The organism is Streptomyces sp. NBC_00400 (genome assembly GCF_036048035.1).
In the GTDB taxonomy this organism is placed as follows: domain Bacteria; phylum Actinomycetota; class Actinomycetes; order Streptomycetales; family Streptomycetaceae; genus Streptomyces.
Genome location: NZ_CP107940.1, coordinates 1,357,588 through 1,377,860, shown reverse-complemented (window position 1 = coordinate 1,377,860; position 20,273 = coordinate 1,357,588). Strand labels below are relative to the sequence as shown.

17 protein-coding genes and 2 pseudogenes are annotated in these 20,273 nt (G+C 67.7%); 13 read left to right on the top strand and 6 right to left on the bottom strand.

Annotation, left to right across the window (positions count from 1 at the left end; all coding sequences use genetic code 11):
- The first annotated feature begins 7 nt into the window (after nucleotides 1-7).
- The gene (locus OHS81_RS06145; protein WP_328383172.1) at nucleotides 8-1,543 is read left to right on the top strand and encodes an ISKra4 family transposase; all 1,536 of its coding nucleotides are present in this window, start codon (nucleotides 8-10) and stop codon (nucleotides 1,541-1,543) included.
- Nucleotides 1,544-1,589: 46 nt separating this feature from the next.
- On the opposite strand, the gene OHS81_RS06140 is transcribed toward OHS81_RS06145, so the two are convergent.
- Nucleotides 1,590-2,543, bottom strand: coding sequence for an alpha/beta fold hydrolase (locus tag OHS81_RS06140; protein ID WP_327223133.1), 954 nt, complete (start codon nucleotides 2,541-2,543; stop codon nucleotides 1,590-1,592).
- Nucleotides 2,544-2,762: 219 nt separating this feature from the next.
- Here OHS81_RS06140 and OHS81_RS06135 point away from each other — a divergent pair, with 219 nt between their 5' ends.
- The 8 genes and pseudogenes from OHS81_RS06135 (at nucleotide 2,763) to OHS81_RS06100 (ending at nucleotide 9,293) form a co-directional block, all read left to right on the top strand.
- A complete protein-coding gene (locus OHS81_RS06135) occupies nucleotides 2,763-3,122 on the top strand; it encodes a winged helix-turn-helix transcriptional regulator (RefSeq protein ID WP_327158398.1) in 360 nt (119 codons plus the stop codon).
- Between the two features lie 614 nt (nucleotides 3,123-3,736).
- Nucleotides 3,737-4,144, top strand: coding sequence for a hypothetical protein (locus OHS81_RS06130; RefSeq protein ID WP_328383170.1), 408 nt, complete (start codon nucleotides 3,737-3,739; stop codon nucleotides 4,142-4,144).
- Nucleotides 4,145-4,425: 281 nt separating this feature from the next.
- A pseudogene (gene ureA / locus OHS81_RS06125) lies at nucleotides 4,426-4,725 on the top strand (urease subunit gamma); the annotation flags it as partial.
- 74 nt (nucleotides 4,726-4,799) lie between these two features.
- Complete coding sequence (gene ureB, locus OHS81_RS06120) at nucleotides 4,800-5,180, top strand: urease subunit beta (RefSeq protein WP_328383168.1); 381 nt, start codon at nucleotides 4,800-4,802, stop codon at nucleotides 5,178-5,180.
- A gap of 29 nt (nucleotides 5,181-5,209) precedes the next feature.
- Nucleotides 5,210-6,940 (top strand): urease subunit alpha, encoded by a 1,731-nt coding sequence (locus OHS81_RS06115; protein ID WP_443058660.1) that lies wholly within the window; start codon nucleotides 5,210-5,212, stop codon nucleotides 6,938-6,940.
- A 94-nt stretch (nucleotides 6,941-7,034) separates the two neighbouring features.
- Nucleotides 7,035-7,709, top strand: coding sequence for an urease accessory protein UreF (locus tag OHS81_RS06110; protein ID WP_328383166.1), 675 nt, complete (start codon nucleotides 7,035-7,037; stop codon nucleotides 7,707-7,709).
- A gap of 37 nt (nucleotides 7,710-7,746) precedes the next feature.
- Nucleotides 7,747-8,442: an urease accessory protein UreG gene (ureG, locus tag OHS81_RS06105; protein WP_327223147.1), complete on the top strand. Its 696-nt coding sequence runs from the start codon at nucleotides 7,747-7,749 to the stop codon at nucleotides 8,440-8,442.
- Nucleotides 8,439-9,293 carry an urease accessory protein UreD gene (locus OHS81_RS06100; protein ID WP_328383164.1) on the top strand — a complete coding sequence of 285 codons (855 nt, stop codon included), beginning with the start codon at nucleotides 8,439-8,441 and terminating at the stop codon, nucleotides 9,291-9,293. The genes ureG and OHS81_RS06100 overlap by 4 nt, the downstream gene beginning before the upstream one ends.
- Nucleotides 9,294-9,543: 250 nt before the next feature.
- Here OHS81_RS06100 and OHS81_RS06095 read toward each other — a convergent pair whose 3' ends face one another.
- Nucleotides 9,544-9,807, bottom strand: coding sequence for a hypothetical protein (locus OHS81_RS06095; protein WP_328383162.1), 264 nt, complete (start codon nucleotides 9,805-9,807; stop codon nucleotides 9,544-9,546).
- Nucleotides 9,808-10,651: 844 nt separating this feature from the next.
- Here OHS81_RS06095 and OHS81_RS06090 point away from each other — a divergent pair.
- The gene (locus OHS81_RS06090; protein WP_328383160.1) at nucleotides 10,652-11,146 is read left to right on the top strand and encodes a hypothetical protein; all 495 of its coding nucleotides are present in this window, start codon (nucleotides 10,652-10,654) and stop codon (nucleotides 11,144-11,146) included.
- Between the two features lie 445 nt (nucleotides 11,147-11,591).
- On the opposite strand, the pseudogene OHS81_RS06085 reads toward OHS81_RS06090, so the two are convergent.
- The 3 genes and pseudogenes from OHS81_RS06085 to OHS81_RS06075 form a co-directional block, all read right to left on the bottom strand.
- Nucleotides 11,592-12,568 (bottom strand): annotated as a pseudogene (locus OHS81_RS06085) (transposase family protein).
- A 64-nt stretch (nucleotides 12,569-12,632) separates the two neighbouring features.
- A complete protein-coding gene (locus tag OHS81_RS06080; protein WP_328383158.1) occupies nucleotides 12,633-13,490 on the bottom strand; it encodes a GNAT family N-acetyltransferase in 858 nt (285 codons plus the stop codon).
- A gap of 133 nt (nucleotides 13,491-13,623) precedes the next feature.
- Nucleotides 13,624-14,454 carry a helix-turn-helix transcriptional regulator gene (locus OHS81_RS06075; RefSeq protein ID WP_328383156.1) on the bottom strand — a complete coding sequence of 277 codons (831 nt, stop codon included), beginning with the start codon at nucleotides 14,452-14,454 and terminating at the stop codon, nucleotides 13,624-13,626.
- Between the two features lie 144 nt (nucleotides 14,455-14,598).
- Here OHS81_RS06075 and OHS81_RS06070 point away from each other — a divergent pair, with 144 nt between their 5' ends.
- A complete protein-coding gene (locus OHS81_RS06070; protein WP_328383155.1) occupies nucleotides 14,599-15,639 on the top strand; it encodes an aldo/keto reductase in 1,041 nt (346 codons plus the stop codon).
- Here OHS81_RS06070 and OHS81_RS06065 read toward each other — a convergent pair.
- A complete protein-coding gene (locus OHS81_RS06065; RefSeq protein ID WP_328383153.1) occupies nucleotides 15,596-15,964 on the bottom strand; it encodes a UvrD-helicase domain-containing protein in 369 nt (122 codons plus the stop codon). The two genes, OHS81_RS06070 and OHS81_RS06065, sit on opposite strands and share 44 nt — an antisense overlap.
- 3,123 nt (nucleotides 15,965-19,087) lie before the next feature.
- Between OHS81_RS06065 and OHS81_RS06060 the strand changes: the two genes are divergently transcribed.
- Together OHS81_RS06060 and OHS81_RS06055 are read left to right on the top strand one after the other, a co-directional pair.
- On the top strand, nucleotides 19,088-19,744 hold the full coding sequence (locus tag OHS81_RS06060; protein ID WP_328383151.1) for a YeeE/YedE family protein: 657 nt from the start codon (nucleotides 19,088-19,090) through the stop codon (nucleotides 19,742-19,744).
- Complete coding sequence (locus OHS81_RS06055; RefSeq protein WP_109893874.1) at nucleotides 19,744-20,160, top strand: YeeE/YedE thiosulfate transporter family protein; 417 nt, start codon at nucleotides 19,744-19,746, stop codon at nucleotides 20,158-20,160. The genes OHS81_RS06060 and OHS81_RS06055 overlap by 1 nt, the downstream gene beginning before the upstream one ends.
- The last annotated feature ends 113 nt before the right edge of the window (nucleotides 20,161-20,273 follow it).

The following is a 20,273-nucleotide window of genomic DNA, read 5'->3' as shown; positions in this document are numbered from 1 at the left end:
GAGCCCGATGCCAGCCTATGACTCCCGCGAGATCACCGAGGGCTTTCCCGCCACCCGCACCGCATTCGAGGCGCTCCTCGCGGACCTCGTCGACCCGGCGCGCTCCGCGGCCTGCGCCGCCACCGAGGAGTTCATCGCCACCCGCGCCCGCGAGGTGCAGCGGCTGATGCTGCAGGAATGGCTCGAGAAGCGGGCGGCCGGAGAACAGCGGGCGCAAGAGGTCGCCGGGAGCGACGGCGTGGTGCGCCGATGCGCAGAGAAGAGCCATGCACGGCTTTTGTCCACGCGGTTCGGCACGGTGCAGGTGGAGCGGATCGCCTACCGCGCCAAGGGGGCATCGAACCTGTATCCGGCCGACGCGGAACTGGACCTGCCGACCGGCCGCCACTCCCACACGCTCAAGAAACTAGCCGCGGTCGAGGCGGCGCGCGGCTCGTTCGCCGACGCGCAGACCGCGGTCGAGCGCGCCACCGGAACCCACACCGGCAAACGGCAGACGATCCAACTGGTCCAGCGCACCGCGGCGGACATCGACGCCTTCTACACCTTCGCACGCAGCGCCTCCGCCTCCGGCTCCGGCTCCGGCTCCGGGGAGATGCTGCTGGTGTTGTCTGCGGACGGCAAGGGGGTCGTGATGCGTCCCGACGCGCTGCGCGAGGAGACCAGGCGGGCCGCCGCGAGGAAGGCCGCCTCAGGTGGCGGCCCGTACCAGACCCGCCTGGCCGGCGGGGAGAAGAGCGGGCGCAAGCGGATGGCGACCGTCGGCGCCGTCTACGCCTTGGCGGCCCAGCCGCGAGGTCCGCAGGAGGTGATCCGACCGAACGGCGCCGACCGTGAGAAGCGGCCCGACCGGCCACGCGCGACGGACAAGTGGCTGACCGCCTCCGTCGCCGCCGACGCCCGCACCGTCATCGCGGCGGTGTTCGACCACGCCGAGCGGCGCGACCCCGCCCGGACACGCGAGTGGGTGATGCTGGTCGACGGAGCACGCCACCAGCTGGATCTGATCCACGAACAGTGCGATGCCCGCGAACTGGAAGTCCACGTCCTCATCGACTTCGTCCATGTACTCGAATATCTGTGGGGCGCGGCCTGGTGCTTCTTCGCCCCGGCCGACCCCGGGGCCGAACCCTGGGTCGGCGGGCACGCACTCGCCATCCTCCAGGGCACGGCCCAGCACGTCGCCGACGCCCTCGAACAGCAGGCGGATGCCGCACAGTTGAGCGAGCACAAGCGGGCCGGTGTGGACAAGGCAGTCGGATACCTGCGGGCCAAGCTGCCCTATCTGGGCTACGACATCGCGCTCGCCGAGGGCTGGCCGATCGCCGCCGGAGTGATCGAAGGAGCATGCCGGCACCTGATCAAGGACCGCATGGACATCACCGGCGCCCGCTGGGGCCTGCCAGGCGCCGAGGCTGTCCTCAAACTCCGTGCAGTCATCAGCAACGGCGACTTCGAAGCGTACTGGGAGTACCACGTGCAGCGCGAACACCTGCGGGTTCACACAGTCCGCTACCGCGACACCCTCGAACTCGCGGCGTGATCACGGTCTCTCAAACCGAACCACACCCTTCTGACATCCGCCCCGGTCATTCCGCCGGCAGGGTTGAGGCCCACTCGGTCAGCAGCTTCACGTATAGCGCCGGGTCGAATTGGTGCATCATGTGGTGCGCTTCCGGATGCGACTCATAGTCGACCTTGACGCCTGCGGACGACATGATGTCGTGAGCCTTCTGTGCCTGCTCGTCGGACAACGACCCGACGAAATCGCCCGTCTGCGGGTTGACCGCCCGGTTGTGGTGGGTGATCAGGACGGGTGTCCTGACCTGCGCCAGCATCCGGTCGTGGGGGGTGTTCAATCCGGCGGTTCCCTCGAAGAACGCCCGCGCCCACTCAGGGTCGTATTCCTTGAGGTTCTGGGGCGGCTCCGCGCTTGCCGGGAAGAATTGCGCAAGCTTCGACGACGAAGCTTCGGCAGCGGCACCGAAGCCGGCCCAGTCGCCGATGGACCACTGATCGCCGAGGTGTTTGCTGAGCAGCTCGAAGAACGGGCCCGCCCCCTGGCGTATGTTGTGCCCGAACGCGGGGACGAGTTCGGAGGCGAAGAATGGTGCGTCCTCGCAGAACGCGCCGCGGATCTGGCCGGGGAGCGAATACGCCGACAGCCAGGCGGCCAAGACCCCACCCGACGAGTTCCCTGACACGATGACCGGACGCCGGATCACCAGCGAGATGAAGCGCACCAGGTCGTTTCCGAAGTTGTCGAGGCTGTACCGCTTCGGCGTCCAGGTGCTCCGTCCCTGCCCACGCAAGTCGACGGCGAACACGTGGAAGTCCTCGGCCAAAAGCTCGATCGCCGGCTCATAGCTCCACCAGGAGCCCGTCTGCTCGGGAATGAGCAGGAGTACCGGCTTGTCCGGTGACCCCGCCTCCGCGTAGTTCATCATGATCTCGCCGAGGTTCACCTGCTTCTCGGGGTAAGCATGAGAAACGAAGCTGTCGCGATCAGCCGGCTTCGGAGTGGTGCCCACCTTGTCAGTCATATGTGCCTCCTTGTATCGAGTAATGGCTTTTTCTCGTCTCAGTCGGGCCCAGCGCTCGGTGATGCCTCGGGCCGGCCGACCACTCGCGCGCTCAACCCGTCCGCGGCCGACGCGAAAGCCATGGTCCCTGCCTTGGCGGCCGGGACTGATTGATATCCCTTGTATACCTAGTAGTCGAAGTAGACTGCAACGAAATCAGGTATCACCGAGGAGACTTACGTGAATCCAGCAGAACTCGATGACGACGGCCGTCGTCTGCTCAACCAATTGTTCGGCAAGTGGTCTTTGCTCGTGTTGGACGCATTGTGCAAGCGTCCCCAGCGCTTCAGCGAGCTTCGGCAACACCTGCCGGCCGTCACACCGAAGTCCCTGACCGCATGCCTGCGCCGGCTGGAGCGCGACGGCATGGTCGAGCGCGTGGTCGTGTCCACGGAGCCCGTGGCGATCGAGTACGGCGTCACCCGCCTGGGCCGGACCCTGAGGTCCCCCCTGCAAGCCATGATGGAATGGTTCGTCGACCACCTCGACGAAGTCGAAGCCGCCCGCTCTGACTACGACGAGCAGCGTCAGCCCAGCTGACACTTCCGGCGCGCCGCCTCGTGCAGCAGCACCACCACCGTGTCTCCCCGGTCTGCTCGCAGATCTGCTTGGCCCGCAGCGGCACGTCCGTTCTGGCCAGCAGGGCGAGCACGGGCCAGTCGCCCTCCGCAGGCACCTCGCCGGTCGCCAGGTTGACCACTGGCGGGACGGGCGCGGACAGATCGTCCGGATTCGCATCCCCGGAGAGGGACGACTCGAACTGCAGCGCTGGAGAGATGTGTTCGCCACCCAGAGTGGCCAGGGTCTCCCGGGTGATCTCCAGCCGGGACAGCTCGTCCTCGGCAGCCGCGATCTGCACGTTCAGCGCGGCCAGCTCGCCCTGCAACCTCTCCACCCGGACCCGGGCCGCTTCCTCACGCTCCTTCAGCAACGCGAACAGCTCCTGTTCCACCCGTGCCTCCCGGATGCCGTCGACGCTGACGCGCCGGGCCCAACCCCGCACCCCCAGGGACTTACCGGACTACCGCAAAGCGAAACGCCTGGTCACCAGGTCCCTCAAACCGAACCACACCCTCCGGAGAATGCGGGTGGGGCCGGGACGCCCCTGAACGCAACCAGAACTGCAACCAGGAAGAACCCGGCCGCTTAGCGTGATGGATCCGCTCTCCGCCGTGACGGCCGCGAAGATTCAGCTCTTCCTCGTTGCCGACCTGCGGGCCGGCGTGGTCCACCGGGACGACACGGAGATCGGTATGACGGTGCGCTGGTGGAAGCTCAGCGAGGCCGTGGACGCTGTTCGCGCCGGTCGCATCACCGAGGCCGGCAGCGTCGCCGGGCTGCTCCTGGCGGCGCATGCGCAGGGTGTTCGTCCTGACGGCCACCGAGACCTCCTGCTGACCGACGACAACCTCCAGGCGATCACGGCTCCGGCCAGCGCGAGTGCGGTATCCGCAGCTCATGCCACCCCTGCGGCCTGCGAATTCAAACGTTCGTGGGGGAGTCGGCCCGGATGCGACGGCGATAATCGGCCAACTCTATTGGCCGCAAATTTGCGGCGATAGGCGAAAGACAAGGACATCTTCCCTGATGGGTGCTGAGTACACGCGGCCCCATGGCCGGCCCCGTCCCCCGGCGACGCCTGTCGGTGGCGGTCTTGACAATTCCCGACGATTGCAGCCTTGGCATCCCAGTCCCACGGGCCACAGCACCTCGCTTCACAGTAGGTGACGAGGTCCCGGTAGGGCGTATGGCTACTTTCCGTGCAGGTGGTTGCGGTGTCCGAATACCGTTCGGGGCCGCTGTGGAGCCATGGCGGCGCCGGACGAAGCACAAGGTGGAGTGGATGCATCTGAGCCCCCATGAGCAAGAGAAATTGCTCATTTACGTGGCCGCCGACATCGCGGCGAAACGTCGGCTGGATCCGGTCGAGCCCGTGAAGCTCAACTACCCCGAGGTGGTCGCGCTGATCAGCGTGCACATCATGGAAGGGGCGCGCCGGGGGAAGCCGGTGTTGGACCTGGCCCATGAAGCGGCCCGGTTGTTCTATCCCGGGGAACTGATGGAGGGCGTCTTCGAGATGGTCCGCGACCTCCAGGTGGAGGCGACCTTCCCGGACGGGAGCAAGCTGTGCAGTGTACGTGAGTTGGTCGATCCCAGCCTGGTGCCTGTGCCTGACCCTGAAGCCGACTCCGCCTCGATGGCCGCAGGAGAGCAATCGTGATTCCTGGAGAAATCGAGTTCGACGGCCCCGACATTGTCATCAATGAAGGTAAGCCGGTGACGGTCCTGAACGTGAAGAATGTCGGGGACCGGCCCATCCAGGTCGGATCCCACTACCACTTCGCCGAGGTCAATCACTGCCTGGAGTTCTCCTCGGAGGACAACGAGCCCCTGGAGCGCAGCGCGGCGCGCGGGCTGCGACTGCATATCGCGGCGGGTACGGCGAAGCGTTTCGAGTGCAATGCGGACTTTGACGTCGAGCTTGTACCTCTGGCGGGCAACAGGGTGGTGCCGGGACTGCGTGGCGAGACCGCGGGACCGGTGGACGACCAGGAGGAAGCCGTGAACGGCGGCACGGAATCGGGGGCGGAGCGATGACAGAGAATTCCCGGCACAGGCTGAAGTCGATGCCCCGCAGCGAGTATGCCGAGTTGTTCGGTCCGACGACCGGCGACCGCATTCGGCTTGCCGACACCAATCTGTGGATCCGCATCGAGGAGGACCGCTCCGGAGGGCCGGGACTGGCGGGGGACGAAGCGGTCTTCGGCGGCGGCAAGGTACTGCGCGAGTCCATGGGGCAGTCCCTGCTCAGCCGCAAGGACGGGGCGCCCGACGCCGTCATCACCGGCGTGGTGATCGTCGATCACTGGGGCATCGTCAAAGCCGATGTGGGCATCCGCGACGGCCGGATCGTCGCACTGGGCAAGGCCGGCAACCCCGACATCATGGACGGAATTCATCCGAAGCTCGTCATCGGGCCCGAGACGGAGATCATCGCGGGCAACGGCAAAATCCTCACCGCGGGTGCCGTGGATACGCATGTGCACTTCGTCGACCCGCAGGTCATCCCCGAGGCACTGGGTTCCGGAGTCACCACCCTCATCGGCGGCGGCGCCGGACCCGGCGAGGGCAGCAAGGCCACCACCGTTACCCCAGGGGCCTGGTACCTGGCCCGGATGTTCGAGGCATTGGACGCCTACCCGGTCAATATCGGCCTGACCGGCAAGGGGAGCACGGTCAACAAGGAGTCGATGCGCGACCAACTGCGCGCCGGAGCCTTCGGGTTCAAGATCCACGAGGACTGGGGGGCGACCCCCGCCGCCATCCGCGCCGCGCTGGAGGTGTGCCAGGAGAGCGGAGCGCAACTCGCCCTGCACGCAGACACCTTGAACGAGGCCGGTTACGTGGGCAGCACCCTCGACGCCATCGCCGGCCGGGGCATCCACGTGTACCACGCCGAGGGTGCGGGCGGCGGGCACGCCCCGGACATCATCACCGTGGCCGGCCACGCCAATGTGCTGCCCTCCTCCACCAACCCGAGCATTCCTTACACGTACAACACCTCGGAAGAGCATCTCGACATGCTCATGGTCGCCCACCACCTCAACCCGAACGTCCCCGAGGACCTGGCCTTCGCCATGTCGCGGATCCGGCCGACCACCATGCTCGCCGAAGACATCCTGCACGACCTCGGCGCGATCTCGATGACGTCCTCGGACGCCCAGGCGATGGGGCGCGCGGGCGAAACCATCCTGCGCACCTGGCAGCTCGCACACGTCATGAAGGAACGCATCGGGGCCGCGCCCCGCGACACCAGCTCCTGCGACAACCACCGGGTACGCCGCTACGTCGCCAAGTACACCATCAACCCGGCGATCACCCACGGCGTCGGCGACGTCATCGGATCGGTGGAAGAGGACAAACTCGCCGACCTGGTGCTGTGGGAGCCGAAATTCTTCGGCGTCAGGCCGCACCTGGTCATCAAGGGCGGGCAGATCGCGTACGCACAGCTGGGCGACGCCAACGCCTCCATCCCCACCCCGCAGCCCGTGCTGCCTCGCCCCGCCTACGGCGCGGTCGGCCGGGCGCCGGCATCGCTCTCGCTGAACTTCGTCACGCATTTCGCGCTGGGGAAGGGCGGCCTGGTGGACAAGATCGGCGTGGCCAAGCCGTTCCACAAGATCAAGGGCACCAGGCACCTCACCAAGGCCGACATGAAGGAGAACGACGCGACGCCGCGCATCGTCGTCAACTCTGACTCGTTCCAGGTCACCATTGACGGCAAGGATGTGCAGCAGATGTGCCCGGAGGACGAACTGAAGGTTCTTCCGCTCGCCCAGCGGTACTTCCTCGTCTGATGGCTGCCGCGAACACCGTCCCGAGGATCGTTGCGAACCTGCCGATGAGTCACCACCACCGCGGCCAAAGCTGCAGTCACCGTAGGGAAACGCGATGAGCCGCGCGGCACTGCTGGTCCTCGCTGACGGCCGGTTCCCCGCCGGAGGGCATGCGCACTCCGGGGGCGCCGAACCGGCCGTCACCGCAGGCCGTATCCGGGACACCCCCACCCTGGAGGCGTTCTGCCGCGGCAGGCTGCACACCGCGGGGCTGGTCGGCGCGGGCCTGGCCGCCGCAGCGGCATCCGGCTGCGACCCACTCCTGCTGGACGAGGCCGCCGACGCCCGAACCCCCGCCCCCGCCCTGCGGCTTGTGGCCCGCAGACTGGGGCGGCAGATGATGCGCGCCGCCCGCGCGACCTGGCCCTCGGCCGAACTGGACGCGCTCGCCGCGGCCCGCCCGCGCGGCGCCCACCAGCCCATCGTCATGGGGCTTGCGGCCCGCTCGGCCGGGCTGGCGCCGCTGGATGCCGCCTACGCCGTGGCGTACGAGAACGTCAGCGGCCCGGCCACCGCCGTCGTACGCCTGCTGAGCCTGGACCCCTTCGAGGCCACCGCCGTCCTGGCGCGCCTGGCCGACGACCTCGACCAGGTCGCCGCGCAGGCCGCGCAGGCCGCCGAACGAGTCCCACTGGAGGGCCTCGACGCGCTGCCCGCCGCATCCGCGCCGCTGCTGGACATCACCGCCGAGCAGCACGCCGCCTGGCCGGTGCGCCTCTTCGCCTCCTGACCCCCCACCCGCACCACCACGAAACACCGGAGCCCCCATGCACCTCGACCACGCGCAGACCTTCCCCGAGCGACACACCTACAGCGCCGCCGCCCCCACACGCCCCAACGGGAGGCGCCGGGCGCTGCGCATCGGCCTGGGCGGGCCGGTGGGCACCGGCAAGACCGCCACTGTCGCGGCACTGTGCCGGGCGCTGCGTGAGGAACTGTCCATCGCGGTGGTCACCAACGACATCTACACCCGTGAGGACGCCGAATTCCTGCTGCGGGAGGCGGTACTGCCCCCCGAGCGGATCAGCGCGGTGGAGACCGGCGCCTGCCCGCACACCGCCATCCGGGACGACATCTCCGCCAACCTGGAGGCGGTGGAGGACCTGGAGGACGGGGTCGGACCACTGGACCTGGTGCTGGTGGAGTCCGGCGGCGACAACCTGACCGCCACCTTCTCCAAGGGCCTGGTCGACTTCCAGATCTTCGTGATCGATGTGGCGGGCGGGGACGACATTCCGCGCAAGGGCGGCCCCGGCGTCACCACCGCCGACCTCCTCGTCGTCAACAAGACCGACCTGGCCCCCTACGTCGGAGTGGACCTGGAAGGCATGGCCCGCGACGCGAAGGCACAGCGCGGCGAACTCCCCGTCGCCTTCACCACGTTGAAGACGGAGGACGGCATCCAGCCCGTCTCCGACTGGGTGCGCGCACGCCTGGCCGACTGGACCACGGACGCCGCATGACCCTCGCACCCGCCAAGCCCCCACACCACGCAGCGGAACCTGCCCCACCCACTCCAGGGGTTACCTCCGCCGCGCGGATCGTTGCCGTCCCCGACCCGCGCGGCGGCACGGCACTGCCCGTGCTCTACGGACGACGGGCCCTCATCCCCCGCCGGCTCAACGCCACCGGCCCCTACGCCCGAGTCGCTCTCACCGGCGCGGTGAGCGCCCCACTCGGCGGCGACCGGCTCAGCCTCAACATCGAAGTCCGCACCGGCGCACGCCTGCACCTCGACACGATCGGCGCCACCCTCGCCCTGCCGGGCCCCTACGGCGGCACCGCCACCCATGACGTGCTGCTCCGCGTGGACGACGACGCCGAACTGCACTATCAGCCCGATCCCGTGATCTCCGTCGTAGGCAGCGACCTGGTGACCACCACCCGTGCCGAACTGGCCCCCAGGGCCCGACTGATCCTGCGAGAAGAACAGGTACTCGGCCGCACCAACGAACCCCCAGGACAGCTGCGCACCCGCCTGACCGTCCGCCTGGCCGAACAACCCCTGCTCGACCAAGAGCTCCATCTCGGCCCCGGAGCCCCCGGCTGGTCGGGCCCAGCCGTCCTCGCGGACTACCGCATGACCGGCCAAATCCTCATCGTCACCCCCGAATTCACCCACCACAAACCACCACCCCAGATCCTCTCCACCGACTCCGACCAGGGCGAAGCCGCCCTCACACCCCTCGCCGGCCCAGCCGTCCTCATCTCCGCAACGGCAGCCGACAACCGCACCCTCCAACGCCTCCTGGAACGCGGCCACCAAGCAACAGGAGTCCCCGCTCACCCTGATCCCCAGCTGCAACGCCGTTGACGTAGGTGTGTGGTGAGAGCGCGACAGCGCGCATGACCGGCGTTTCGATCGGGCCACGGCTCGGCTGGAGTGGCTTGGGGCGATGAGGATCCAGGATGAGAAGCGGGCCACACCTGGCCTACGCCCAGCGGGAGAGTGAGGATGATCGGCGACTCAACCGCGAGCTCCGACGGCTTCGCCCCGAACGGATCGACCTCACGATCGACCGCATCCACCTTGTGAACCAGCGTCAGGACCCGGGCCTGGGCATCTACACCTGGGACGTCGTCGAGGAATTCTCGTGCGCCGGAGCCACCTGATTGACGCCTGACCTACGGGAGTTCCGCGCGGCCACGTCTGCGGCGTACGCCGTCCAGTCGCCGCCGCTGGCCTGCTGCCACTGGACGGCCACCGAGCGGTGCAGTCCCAGGACCTTGGCGAGAATCGCGGCCGGGATCTGCCAGGCCACAGTGAACAGAGCGGTGTTCCGGCTCTGCCGGGCCTTGACGCCGATCGCGCGGAGTCGGCGGTTCATCGGTTGAAGCAGCCTCGCCTCGGCGAGCGAGATCGGCGAATGCGGTGATCTCTCTCGGCCGAATGCGCCTGGCGGGGCGGGGCTCCCATCGTCGCGAGCTTCGGAGGACGGTAGAAGGCGCGGCGCCCGGTGAGGGGGCTAGGTGTATTGATCGCGAGCGTTGTTAAAGCTGGTGGGCCTTGATCAATGGCGAAGACCTTCGGTGCAGTGGAGGTGGGGATAACAATGGTGCGGAGGGCGCCCAACTCCGCTGATTCAGAGGGCCCTTTGCGATCTCGGAGGAGGTTGTACTGTGGTGCGACAACTGGCATTGGGTCTCGGCTCCGGACGCTGCGGAGGTCTGGACCACGGCGTGCCCCTGTAGCCGGCCCGTTTCCCGGCGTGACGCCGCCGATGCTGACTTTGTGCTGACTTGCTGACCCGGAAACACGCTCTGACCTGCAACGATGCCTTGCCGTACCTCTTCGGCTTCCATTGGCACCGGGTTACGGGCAGTGCGGCCTGGTGTTTGGATGCTCGGCGTGACTTCTGAGGATCTCGATGATCGCCGTGAGCGGGCGCTGTTGGACCAGCTTGAGTGGTACTGCACGGCGTGCCGCGGTGACCGTCCCGGCCGGGGGACTTGGCAGTCGACGCATCCATGCGGTTGGGTGCATGCCAAATGATCTGTTGGGCAGAGGGGTTGACGGTGTTCAGGGTGGCACGGGGGATTGTGGTCGGGGCTGCGATGGTAGCGGCGCTCACGGCGTGCGGAGGTGCCGACGGCGGGGGCCCGGGGGCCACCGATGGCGGCGACGGCGCGGGTGCTGTCACCGGTGGCGGCGGGCAGCCGAAGGTGCCGGTCGTGCTGACCGAGGACCAGGTTCGCAGGGCCCTGGTGGACACGGACAGTGCCCCTCAGGACTGGGAGGGATTCGGCGTCAGCATCCCTGAACATACCGAGTCCGTGAAGACCTGCCAGGACGACACGGGGACGAAGTGCAGTGGCTTCACAGCCCTCGGCACGTCGCACATCGATCAGGCAGCGGGCGAGGGCCAGGTCATCTTCACCATCTACGCCTTCCGCACCCCGGACGATGTGAATTTCGCGATGAAGAGCCTGGCGGCCAAGGAGCGCCGTAAATCCGGCGCCGGGGCGAAGCCGCTAAAGGTCTCGGCGGGCGCGGATGAGACCGATGCCTTCACCGGACGGAACACCGAGATCTTTATGCGCCTCGGAGGGTCCCTGATCCGTGTGGCGAGCGAGGGCCTTCGGGAAGGCCAGCCCTACGCCGATTTCGCCAGGCTTCAAATCGATCGGATCAAGCAGACGGCCGAGGGCAAGAACCCCGACCTCTGAGTCCGGCACGGCACCGGCGGCGAAAGTCGGCGTCTACCCTCCAGGCGCCCTGTACTTCGCCCAGCGCGTGTTTTCAGAGCACATCAACGCACCCCTGACTTCGACGGGGGTGCGTTGGGGGGGACCGTGCTGTCCGGCCTGTGCCACGGGAGTGGCCACGGTCCGGCCGGTAACGGTCATCCACGTCGTACCAGAGCGCCACGGAGAGCCGTCGGCATCGGCCATGGCACCGGACCGGCCGTGGCCGATGCGGCACGCTTCGGCCACGGCCACGGTGCCGAGAGCGTATCCGTACGGGGTCGGCCGGACCGAGGCGCTGGTGGATACAGCGGACGCCGTTCACACGGCCTGCTTCGGCCGTACCGATCCGCTGTGGAAGCGGACTTACGGCTTGGTGCGCGATGGAGATTCGGGCGTGGGGCCTGGTGGTTCGGCTGGTGGGTGATCAGCAGGCAGTCTGCCGGGCGAGCACGATCTCTGTACTCGCCCGTCGGACTGTGGCCCGACGGGCGGCGCGGTCGGAGACCAAGCCGGCGACGGCGCGGTGGGTCTCGGCATAGTGCTCGCGTCGGCCGATGTACCGCTGGAGCGGTCGCCACTGCTTGTGCTCGGCGTTCGCGTGCTCCGCGCAGATCCGCCGCGAGGATTGTCGCCGTCGAGCCTCGCGCCATGCGAGTTTCTCGCCTTCGGGGACGTCCTCCATAAGCTTGTGTGGCGGCGCGCTGACCTGATCGGGGAACTCGTTGGCGAGACCTCGGTAGCCCCCGTCGACCTCGACCGTGACGTCCGGATGGAGGCGGAGCTGTTCGGCGATGCCCTCGGTGCGCAGGGCGGTCTGGTCGTGCATCCGGCCGGGACGGTCGGCACCTGACCACAGAGTCCGGCTCTGGCCGTCGCTGATCGTGGTCGTCTTGACCGTGTTTTGTCTACGCTTGCCGGACACGAAGACCCGGCGCCCGGGTCGGTGCGCGGCTGGTCGACGGACCTGAACCTCGGTCCCGTCGATCCGCAGCCGGACGCCCTCCGCGGCGGCGTAGCCGAACACGTCCGCCAACGTCCGAACCGCACCCCAGGCCGATCGGGGACGGCGAAGCCGCGGGTGGCCAGCAACGGCCTGATCTCGTGCACCGCACGGGTGACGGTGGTCCGGTCCACTCCATAAAGCTCGGCGAGGGCCACGTGCGGGAGCTGAAAGCGCAGAACGACCAACGTGACCAGCACACGGTCGGTGAACACCAGCCGGTGCTGCGGACCGGCACCGGGTGCCCGCCGCCGTTGCCCACCACGCCGGTCGTGCCGCGCGGAGTCGCAGCGCGCGGTCCACGGAGCGGCCAACTCCTTGACCAAACCGACGAGATGGGCGCGGGACAGGCCGCAGCAGGCAGGATGGGACAAGGCCGCACGGGCCCAGGCGGATGTCACAATCCGCTCAACCCGCGCGGCCGTTGTCACGTCACGGCTGACAGCGCCTCTGGTAGCGGACTCGCTACTCGGCAGGCCCACCGATCAATGCGGTCGCGATACGCCGGAAGCCGAGTCGGGCATAGGTCCGGGCGACGTCCTCGTCGCCTGCAGACAAGAAGACGGTTTCCACGCCTCGTGATCGCGCGTCGGCCACAAGCGCCGCAGTGACCGCGAGCCCAAGGCCACGACGGCGAGCGGTGGGCAGCGTCCCGACACCGACGATCTCACTGACCGCCCCGACTGGCTGATGCTGGCCCGCGCACAGCGCCGTCCCGTCCTCCACCGCTGCGGCAACCACAGTCAGACCTGCCCGGATGCGTGCAACCACGCGATCCACCGACCCGTCGCCGGATCGGTCCCGCACCGTTTCTGCCAATTCCGCCGCGCCCGCCGAGCCGATACGGGTTCCGGGCTCCGCGAAGGCGAGATGCGGCACAGCCAGCGCGCTTGGCAACGCCGGATTGTCCGGGTCCAAGGTCCTCACCGACAGGTCCTCGGACATCTCGTCCACAGCGGGCGCCGACGAGCCCGGGTCGAGCACCATCAAGGGGTGCTCGTGAACCACGAGCCCTGACTCCTCGACCGCGGCACGCAGCGCAGGCGTGGTCTCGGCTACCCACTCGAAACTCTCCGGGATTTCGAGCTCACGCTGCCGGACACGCACTCGGGCCACGTCGGCGACACTCACCGCACCCGACCATCCCCGAGCCGGACGTGCATAGAACGGCCACCCTTGCCCTTCCCGGACGAACAAGGTCAGCGGCCCGAAATCTTCAACGCGAGCACCATGGCGCGACACCGCGTCGTAGTACCACTCAAGTTGGTCCAACAGCGCCCGCTCACGGCGATCATCGAGATCCACAGAAGTCACGCCGAGCATCCAAACACCAGGCCGCCAAGCGCTACCACCTCGTTTCTCAGATACGGCCAGTGTTATCGCGCACCAAGTCGTAAGCTTTACCCCTTGCCAAGACATCCGTATCGCCCTCGGCATGAGTACCGAAATACGGGGATTAGCGGGTCAGGATGCGGAGTGCTTCCTGGGAGGGCGATCCCTCCTCGGCCGTGTGGACGATCAGGGCGAGGTCGGGGTGGCCGGGCAGCCGGAGGGTCTCGTAGGTCAATTCGAGCTCGCCCACCAGGGGATGCCGGTACCGGTAACTACCGTGCTCCCGGGCCTTGATGTCGTGCTCCGCCCAGATCTGGCCGAACTCGGGTCTTACGGCCGACAGTTCCTCGATCAGGGCCTGGGCGGCAGGAGGGCCGGGCGGGCGCGCAATGTCCAGCCGGAGGAAGGCCACCACGTCGCGAGCCCGCGCCCACCAGTCGACATACAGGTCGCGCACGCCGTCGTCGAGGAAAACCAGCCTGGCCATGTTGCGCTCTGCGGCGGGAAGTTCGCCGAAGTCGGTGATGAGCGCAGCGGCCGGCCGGTTCCAGGCCCGCACGTCGGTCCTGTGGTCGACCACGTAGGCAGGGGCGTCGCTGATCGCGGAGAGCAGGCTGTGTATGCCCGGGCGCAGTGGCGGGCTGCCGGTGGGTTCCTCGGCGGCAGCCGGGACGGGGCGCGCCAGCAGGTGCAGATGCTCCCGTTCGGCCGGGTTCAGGCGCAGGGCCTTGGCCACCGCGTCCAGGACCTCCCCCGAGAACCGCAGGCTTCGGCCCTGCTCCAGGCGTACGTAGTGGTCGACGCTGACCCCGGCCAGCTGCGCCAGCTCCTCGCGGCGCAACCCGGGGACCCGGCGCTGCCGTCCGTAGGAGGTCAGGCCGAACTCCTCGGGGCGAAGCCGGGCGCGGCGCGATCGGAGGAATTCACCCAGCTCGGAGCGTCGGTCGAAGATCATATGTTCCATAATTTTCTGGTTTTAGGTGTGCCTGGTCATGACGTGCCTAGGCAGCGCCGGGCACTGCCTGACCTCGCGTGGAACGCCGAGAGTTGAATCCGCCGGAACAGTTCCGGCATTCTGATTCACGGGAGCGCATCACTTATGACTGTCATGCTTGGCCGTACCGGCATGGAGATTACCCGGTTGGGCTTCGGTTCCTGGGCCGTGTCGGGCTCGGGCTGGACCTTCAGCTGGGGCGCCACGGACGACGCCGAGTCGGTCGCCGCGATCCGCCACGCGCTGGACGCGGGCGTCAACTGGATCGACACCGCCGCGGTGTACGGCTTGGGCCATTCGGAGCAACTGGTCGGCAAGGCCATCGCCGACCTGCCGCAGGCCGATCGCCCGTACATCTTCACCAAGGTCGGCCTGGTCTGGGACCCGGACAATCCGTCGGCTGCGCCTCGGCGGATCATGAAGCCGGCCAGCGTCCGCCGCGAGCTCGATGACTCGCTGCGGCGGCTGGGCGTCGACCACATCGACCTGTACCAGGTGCACTATCCCGACACCGGCGAATCGCTGGAGTACGCCGGTGGCGGCTTTGGAGCGGTGTCGCCCAACGCCACGCCGCTGGAGGAGTACTGGCAGGTCATGGCCGACCTGAAGGCCGAAGGCAAGGTACGGGCGATCGGGCTCTCCAATCACACGCCCGACCTGCTCCAGGCGGCCGAGCAGATCGCCCACGTCGACGTCATCCAGCCGCCGTTCTCGGCGATCAACCGGTCGTCCGCCGCTGAGATTGCCTGGGCACGCGCACACGAGACCGGCGTGATCGTCTACTCGCCGCTGCAATCCGGCCTGCTCACCGGGGCCTTCTCCGCCGAGCGCGTGGCCGGCCTGCCCGCCGAGGATTGGCGGACCGCCCACCACGACTTCACGACCGGCCTGACCGCCAACCTCCAGCTCGCCGAGGCGCTGCGGCCGATCGCTGAACGCCATGGGCGCACCGTGGCCGAGGTGGCCATCGCCTGGGTGCTCGCCTGGCCCGGCATCACCGGAGCGATCGTGGGCGCGCGCAAGGCCGCCCAGGTGGACGGCTGGATCGGAGCGGGCTCGCTGGAGCTGACCCCTGCCGACATCGAGGAGATCGCCACCGCGATCACAGTCTCCGGCGCGGGCAGTGGCCCCGCCCGCCACTCTTGAGGAAGGCCGCCTCGGGGGAGTCGGTGCCCGTCGCGGATGTGGGACGGTCGCCGGCCAGGAGGCGGTCGAGGGTGAGGGTGGTGACGTCTCCTCCGCCGAGTGCCGGCAGGACCTGTCCGGCATAAGCGAGGAAGCCTTGGTGCGGGCCTACGACGAGGACGTCCTGGGCCGAGCAGTGGTGGTTGTCCAGTAGCCACATCACGCGGTAGAGGCCCACTGCGGTCTTGCCGGTCCCCGGGCCGCCCTGGATGACCAGAGCGCCGGGCCGTTGATGGGCCACCAGCAGCAGTTGCTCGCGCTGCACCGTGTCGACGATGTCGCGCATGGCCCCGTCGCGAGGCAGGTCCAGGTCGTCCAGGAGCAGCGCCTCCAGGGACGGAGCCGCGGAATCCTCTTCCGGGTACGCTCCGGCTGCGGGACCCGGTCCTTCCTCGGCGGGACGTCCGACACGTCGGCTTGTGCGGGTTCCTCGGTCACTGCTCCATCGTCCAGCTCGACGTCGTACTGCCGCAGTACGAGCTCGTCGAGGTAGTTCGTCACGGTCCGCGGCTTGCGGCGTTGGAAGGCCAGTTTTCGCCGCAGCAGCAGGTCGCCGGGATCTTCCTTGGTCGCCAGTCGCCACTCGATGGCTTGCTGCGCAGCGGATGAGACGACCACCAGGTCGCGTTCGTCGTTCCACACAGGCTGTCGCCCGATGAGGAACGACTCGCCGCCGTGAACGCTGACCCGCATGATCACCAGCGGATCATCGCCTCGTGCCCGGGCGTCGGCTTGTCCGCTTGACGCGCCGGGTACCGGCATTTCGTTGTGCGCGCGGTAGACGGCAGCGGTCGCCGTGTCCTGTGACTGCCGCTGCTCGAGGCACGCGTACGCGTAGTCCACGCCCCTCTGTTCCTGCGCGATGACCGCACGACGCCGGGTACCCGCCCTGCACGCCGCTCCCGTCCCCCTGATCCGCACCTCAGCGAACCACTTGGCACCGATCTTGCTGAAAATCACAGATCATCACGCCGACTCCACAATTTTGATGCGCAATCGCTACATGGATGATGCAGCGGTGCCCTGAGGTAACAGGCGCGAGTTAGGGGGTGTCGTTCGGATCATGGCGGGCTCGCGGGGTCTGGCACGCACGCTCGCCGCGTTGTCGTCACTCGCCGACGCTCCGCGTCGACTCCCTCCTCCGCCTTGCGATCGCACGCACCAGACCCCGCTCCCTGATCCACCATGATCCGAACGACACCCCCTAGCTGCCGCGCCGATGACCCGTCCGCGCATCGCCTGCGTCGACAACTGGCAGGCGATCGCGGACACCGCCAGCCAGCGGACTGCCCGGATCCGACGACGGACTGAAGACCGCTGGCGTGGCGAACACCCTTATGCACGTGCCGACTTCAGAGGAAGATCCTGGACAACTTCTTCGATGACAAGTGGCTGTGGCGGCGCAAGAGTTTCCTGCACGTCCTGCTCCTGGGTCCGCCGAGATCCCGCTCTGTGTAACCGAGACTGACGCTGCGGCGCCCGAGGCGGTGTGCGGGAAGGCGCCGACCATGGCGACCTACCGCGTCACGCCGCCGTGGGGAGAACCGGACGAGGAATGTGCGAGAGAAGTCTTTCAGGGACATGGCGCGCAGGAAGGAGTGACCCGATCACGAGGGCCGAGGCGCTCACCCTCATGGAGAGGTGCGCGGGCGCCGATCGCAGGAGCGGGGTGGTTCCCCCTGTGCCGGCCCGCTCCCGCGCACATACGACAGCCCGGGCGTCCCAGTGGCAGTGGCACACGGGCTGCCGTCAGTAGCGAATCCCTCAGAGGCCGTCGGATGGCACCGGCGGCCAGGATATTCGCCCTCTCGCACGCGTCCACGACGGTCTGCCCGGCATTCACGTCGGCGACGCGCGACTGGCAGTTTTCCATCCGGAGCATCATCTCTACATCCGGAGCATCATGGCGCTCCGCCATTCTTCGGTGCAGCGGGTCCGCAGAAAGTGGATGAGGATGAGGTCATCAGAAGAAGCGGATGCTGTTACGCAGAGCGCCTATGACGTTCGTCGCGAGACGCGAGTGTCGGTGCTGGCTCCGTGCTCGGCGTCACTTGGCACCCCGGAGTTCTGAAATCGGGGTTCTCATGGCCCAACAATCCACGCCTTGGGCTCAAGGGACCGAAAGCAAGCACACTCGGATGATTACCTCAGGCCGGGCTTTTGGCCCAATCGATGAGCCGAGCCCACCAGCCGCCCCTCGACCGGCCCGGTGGACTCCCCGGGGCACCAGGAGTGCGTGTGCGTCGCGACGACTCGCCCTGTCGGGCTGGTGCCGATCCCGTTCGAGTCGCCGCCTTTACCGGGCGCGCACGCTTGCGTTCCGCAGGCTCACACATGCACCGCTGGGCGTTTGGTACGCCCATGAGCACTTGGTCCACATGTCTCCCGCAACCCTCAAAGGTCAACTTCCGGCACGACGGACAGACAGCACGTTGGCACACGATTACCTCCTTGGTTCTTCGCTTGAGATCCACGATATTCACGCCATCACCACAAGGAACTCCAGAATTTACAACTCCTTCAGAAGCAGCTTCCTTGCGCCGGTGTGGGCCGTCCTCATGAAGCCGAATCACGATCCAAGTTACCTCGCCGGGGTCATAAAAATCCGGACATGAGAGGCAGGCGCCACATATCCGTCGCGGAGAGTATCTCACTAAGTGGTGCCAGGTGACCTGTTTGAAAAAATTCCCAGAGTTGCTCGGGACACCGAAACAATGGTTGCATCTCGCCCGGTCGAGAAAGGGAGGCGCAGCGCCTTCTGTCACTGCCCGCCACCGCATTGCTTTTCAGGCCGTCGACCGGGCCGGCGTGGGCAGGAATCGAGAACAGTAACCGCTCTCCCCCAACGGGTGGTACGCCAGTCAGGAGGGAGCAACGTGGGTTGCTCACACGCCGCAGGATGCCCCCTTTTCCCCCTACTTAAGGCGAGCTTGCAAGGCTGGCGCGAGTACTACTGCGACAGCGCAGATCAATGGCTCGGCTGTGCCCGCTACCAGATGTCACTCACCGGCGAGCGCGTGCCGATCAGCCTGCTGCCCAACGGAGCCAGAGCGCGACACCTCGAAGCGCCGGCCGAGGCGGGCCGATCCAGCGCCACCAGCGCGGCGGCCGCCCCTCGACAGTCCCCGCCGCCACGACCCACTCCGGGGTCACCGGAGCCCGCGTCCTGGCCTCAGCCGGCACCGACCCGGCCATATGAGCAGTCACAGTCGGGGCCTGGAACCGCGACACCGGAAGCCATGGCCCAGTTCGGAGCCACACCTCCACCAGCAGATGTCTGGCATGACCGGCCGTCACCGCCCCCACAGGTCGGCCGACCTGCAGACAGCCTCGCTCGACAATCACGGCACGCGCCCGCCCCGAAGCGCGGCTGGTGGGCTCGTTTTGCCGATTGGATGAGAGGACCCGCATGAGTACCTACTGGCCCTGGTGGGCGGGCGCTATCGGGCTCGCTCTGGTCACCATCAACCACACCCTCATCACTGATCGGTCTCTCGGGGTGTCGGCCGCGTGGGATCGCGTGCTGCACTGGCGTCGCGAACGCGAGCTCGAACGGATGGACGAGGAGTTCGCCGACGATCAAGCTCTGGCCGAGGCGCTTGCCGCAGCCACAGCGGAGCACTTCGGCACCGGCACCGGCGCGTCCACCGTGCCGCAGGCTCCGCACGAGAAGTCGCAGCCACTGGAAGCCGACACCGAATCGGCAGCGAGTGAGCGTCCGGCAGCCACGAGCCTGCGCCCGGCCCCGCTGGTCACTCAGGCTGCCCTGCTGATGTCGATCCTCCTCGGTGGGTTCATCGCCGCGGTCGCCTCCGGGCGGTTCCACCTTCGCTTCGACATGGGCCCCAGTTTTCGGGACCTGGTCACCGCCGATTCGGCCACCATGGTCGCCATGCTGTTCGTGGGAGGTGTTCTGGTCGGCTTCGGCACTCGGCTGGCCGGTGGGTGCAGCTCCGGCCACGGACTCAGCGGCTGCGGCCGGCTGCGGCCGGTCAGCCTCGTCGCGACCGCCGTGTTCTTCGGCACCGCCGTCGCGGTGTCGTTCCTGCTGTGGAAGGTGATCTGATGCGTACTCGGGGCGCGATTCTGCTGGCCAACATCATCACCGGACTAGCTCTCGGTTACACCGTCACCAACATCGGTTTCGGCGACTTCGCTGAGCTGAACCGCATGTTCACCTTCCAGGACCTGCGCATGTTCCTCTCCTTCGCGGGTGCTGTGGTGATCCTCGTGTGCGCGTTCGCTCTGCTACGGGTCCGCCGCACCCCGGGACGCATCCACGCCGGCGTGATCCCCGGTGCGGTGTTGTTCGGTACGGGCTGGGCGATCTCAGGCGGGTGCCCGGCAATCCCGATCATCCAGGTCGCCAGCGGATACCTACCTGCCCTGATCACCATCGTCGGCGTCATCGTCGGTATCCGGTTGTGCCGCTGGGCCAACGCCCGGTACTTCCACCTCGACCGCGGCTCCTGTGGGCTGTAACCCAGCACCCCACACCGACACGAGCCATGCAGCTTGGGTCTCTCACTTTGGCGATCCCCCGACGACCTCCGGCAGCCCGTGCACATCTGACAACGTGATCAAGCCCAACCGGA

Excerpts from the sequence above, each read along its gene's own strand:
- OHS81_RS06070 (WP_328383155.1), top strand. The coding sequence starts at position 14,599 with ATGACTGTCATGCTTGGCCGTACCGGCATGGAGATTACCCGGTTGGGC.
- OHS81_RS06080 (WP_328383158.1), bottom strand. The coding sequence starts at position 13,490 with ATGCTCGGCGTGACTTCTGTGGATCTCGATGATCGCCGTGAGCGGGCG.
- OHS81_RS06065 (WP_328383153.1), bottom strand. The coding sequence starts at position 15,964 with ATGCGCGACATCGTCGACACGGTGCAGCGCGAGCAACTGCTGCTGGTG.
- ureG (WP_327223147.1), top strand. The coding sequence starts at position 7,747 with ATGCACCTCGACCACGCGCAGACCTTCCCCGAGCGACACACCTACAGC.
- OHS81_RS06055 (WP_109893874.1), top strand. The coding sequence starts at position 19,744 with ATGCGTACTCGGGGCGCGATTCTGCTGGCCAACATCATCACCGGACTA.
- OHS81_RS06140 (WP_327223133.1), bottom strand. The coding sequence starts at position 2,543 with ATGACTGACAAGGTGGGCACCACTCCGAAGCCGGCTGATCGCGACAGC.
- OHS81_RS06095 (WP_328383162.1), bottom strand. The coding sequence starts at position 9,807 with ATGAACCGCCGACTCCGCGCGATCGGCGTCAAGGCCCGGCAGAGCCGG.
- OHS81_RS06145 (WP_328383172.1), top strand. The coding sequence starts at position 8 with ATGCCAGCCTATGACTCCCGCGAGATCACCGAGGGCTTTCCCGCCACC.
- OHS81_RS06130 (WP_328383170.1), top strand. The coding sequence starts at position 3,737 with ATGGATCCGCTCTCCGCCGTGACGGCCGCGAAGATTCAGCTCTTCCTC.
- OHS81_RS06075 (WP_328383156.1), bottom strand. The coding sequence starts at position 14,454 with ATGATCTTCGACCGACGCTCCGAGCTGGGTGAATTCCTCCGATCGCGC.
- OHS81_RS06115 (WP_443058660.1), top strand. The coding sequence starts at position 5,210 with ATGCCCCGCAGCGAGTATGCCGAGTTGTTCGGTCCGACGACCGGCGAC.
- OHS81_RS06100 (WP_328383164.1), top strand. The coding sequence starts at position 8,439 with ATGACCCTCGCACCCGCCAAGCCCCCACACCACGCAGCGGAACCTGCC.
- OHS81_RS06110 (WP_328383166.1), top strand. The coding sequence starts at position 7,035 with ATGAGCCGCGCGGCACTGCTGGTCCTCGCTGACGGCCGGTTCCCCGCC.
- OHS81_RS06060 (WP_328383151.1), top strand. The coding sequence starts at position 19,088 with ATGAGTACCTACTGGCCCTGGTGGGCGGGCGCTATCGGGCTCGCTCTG.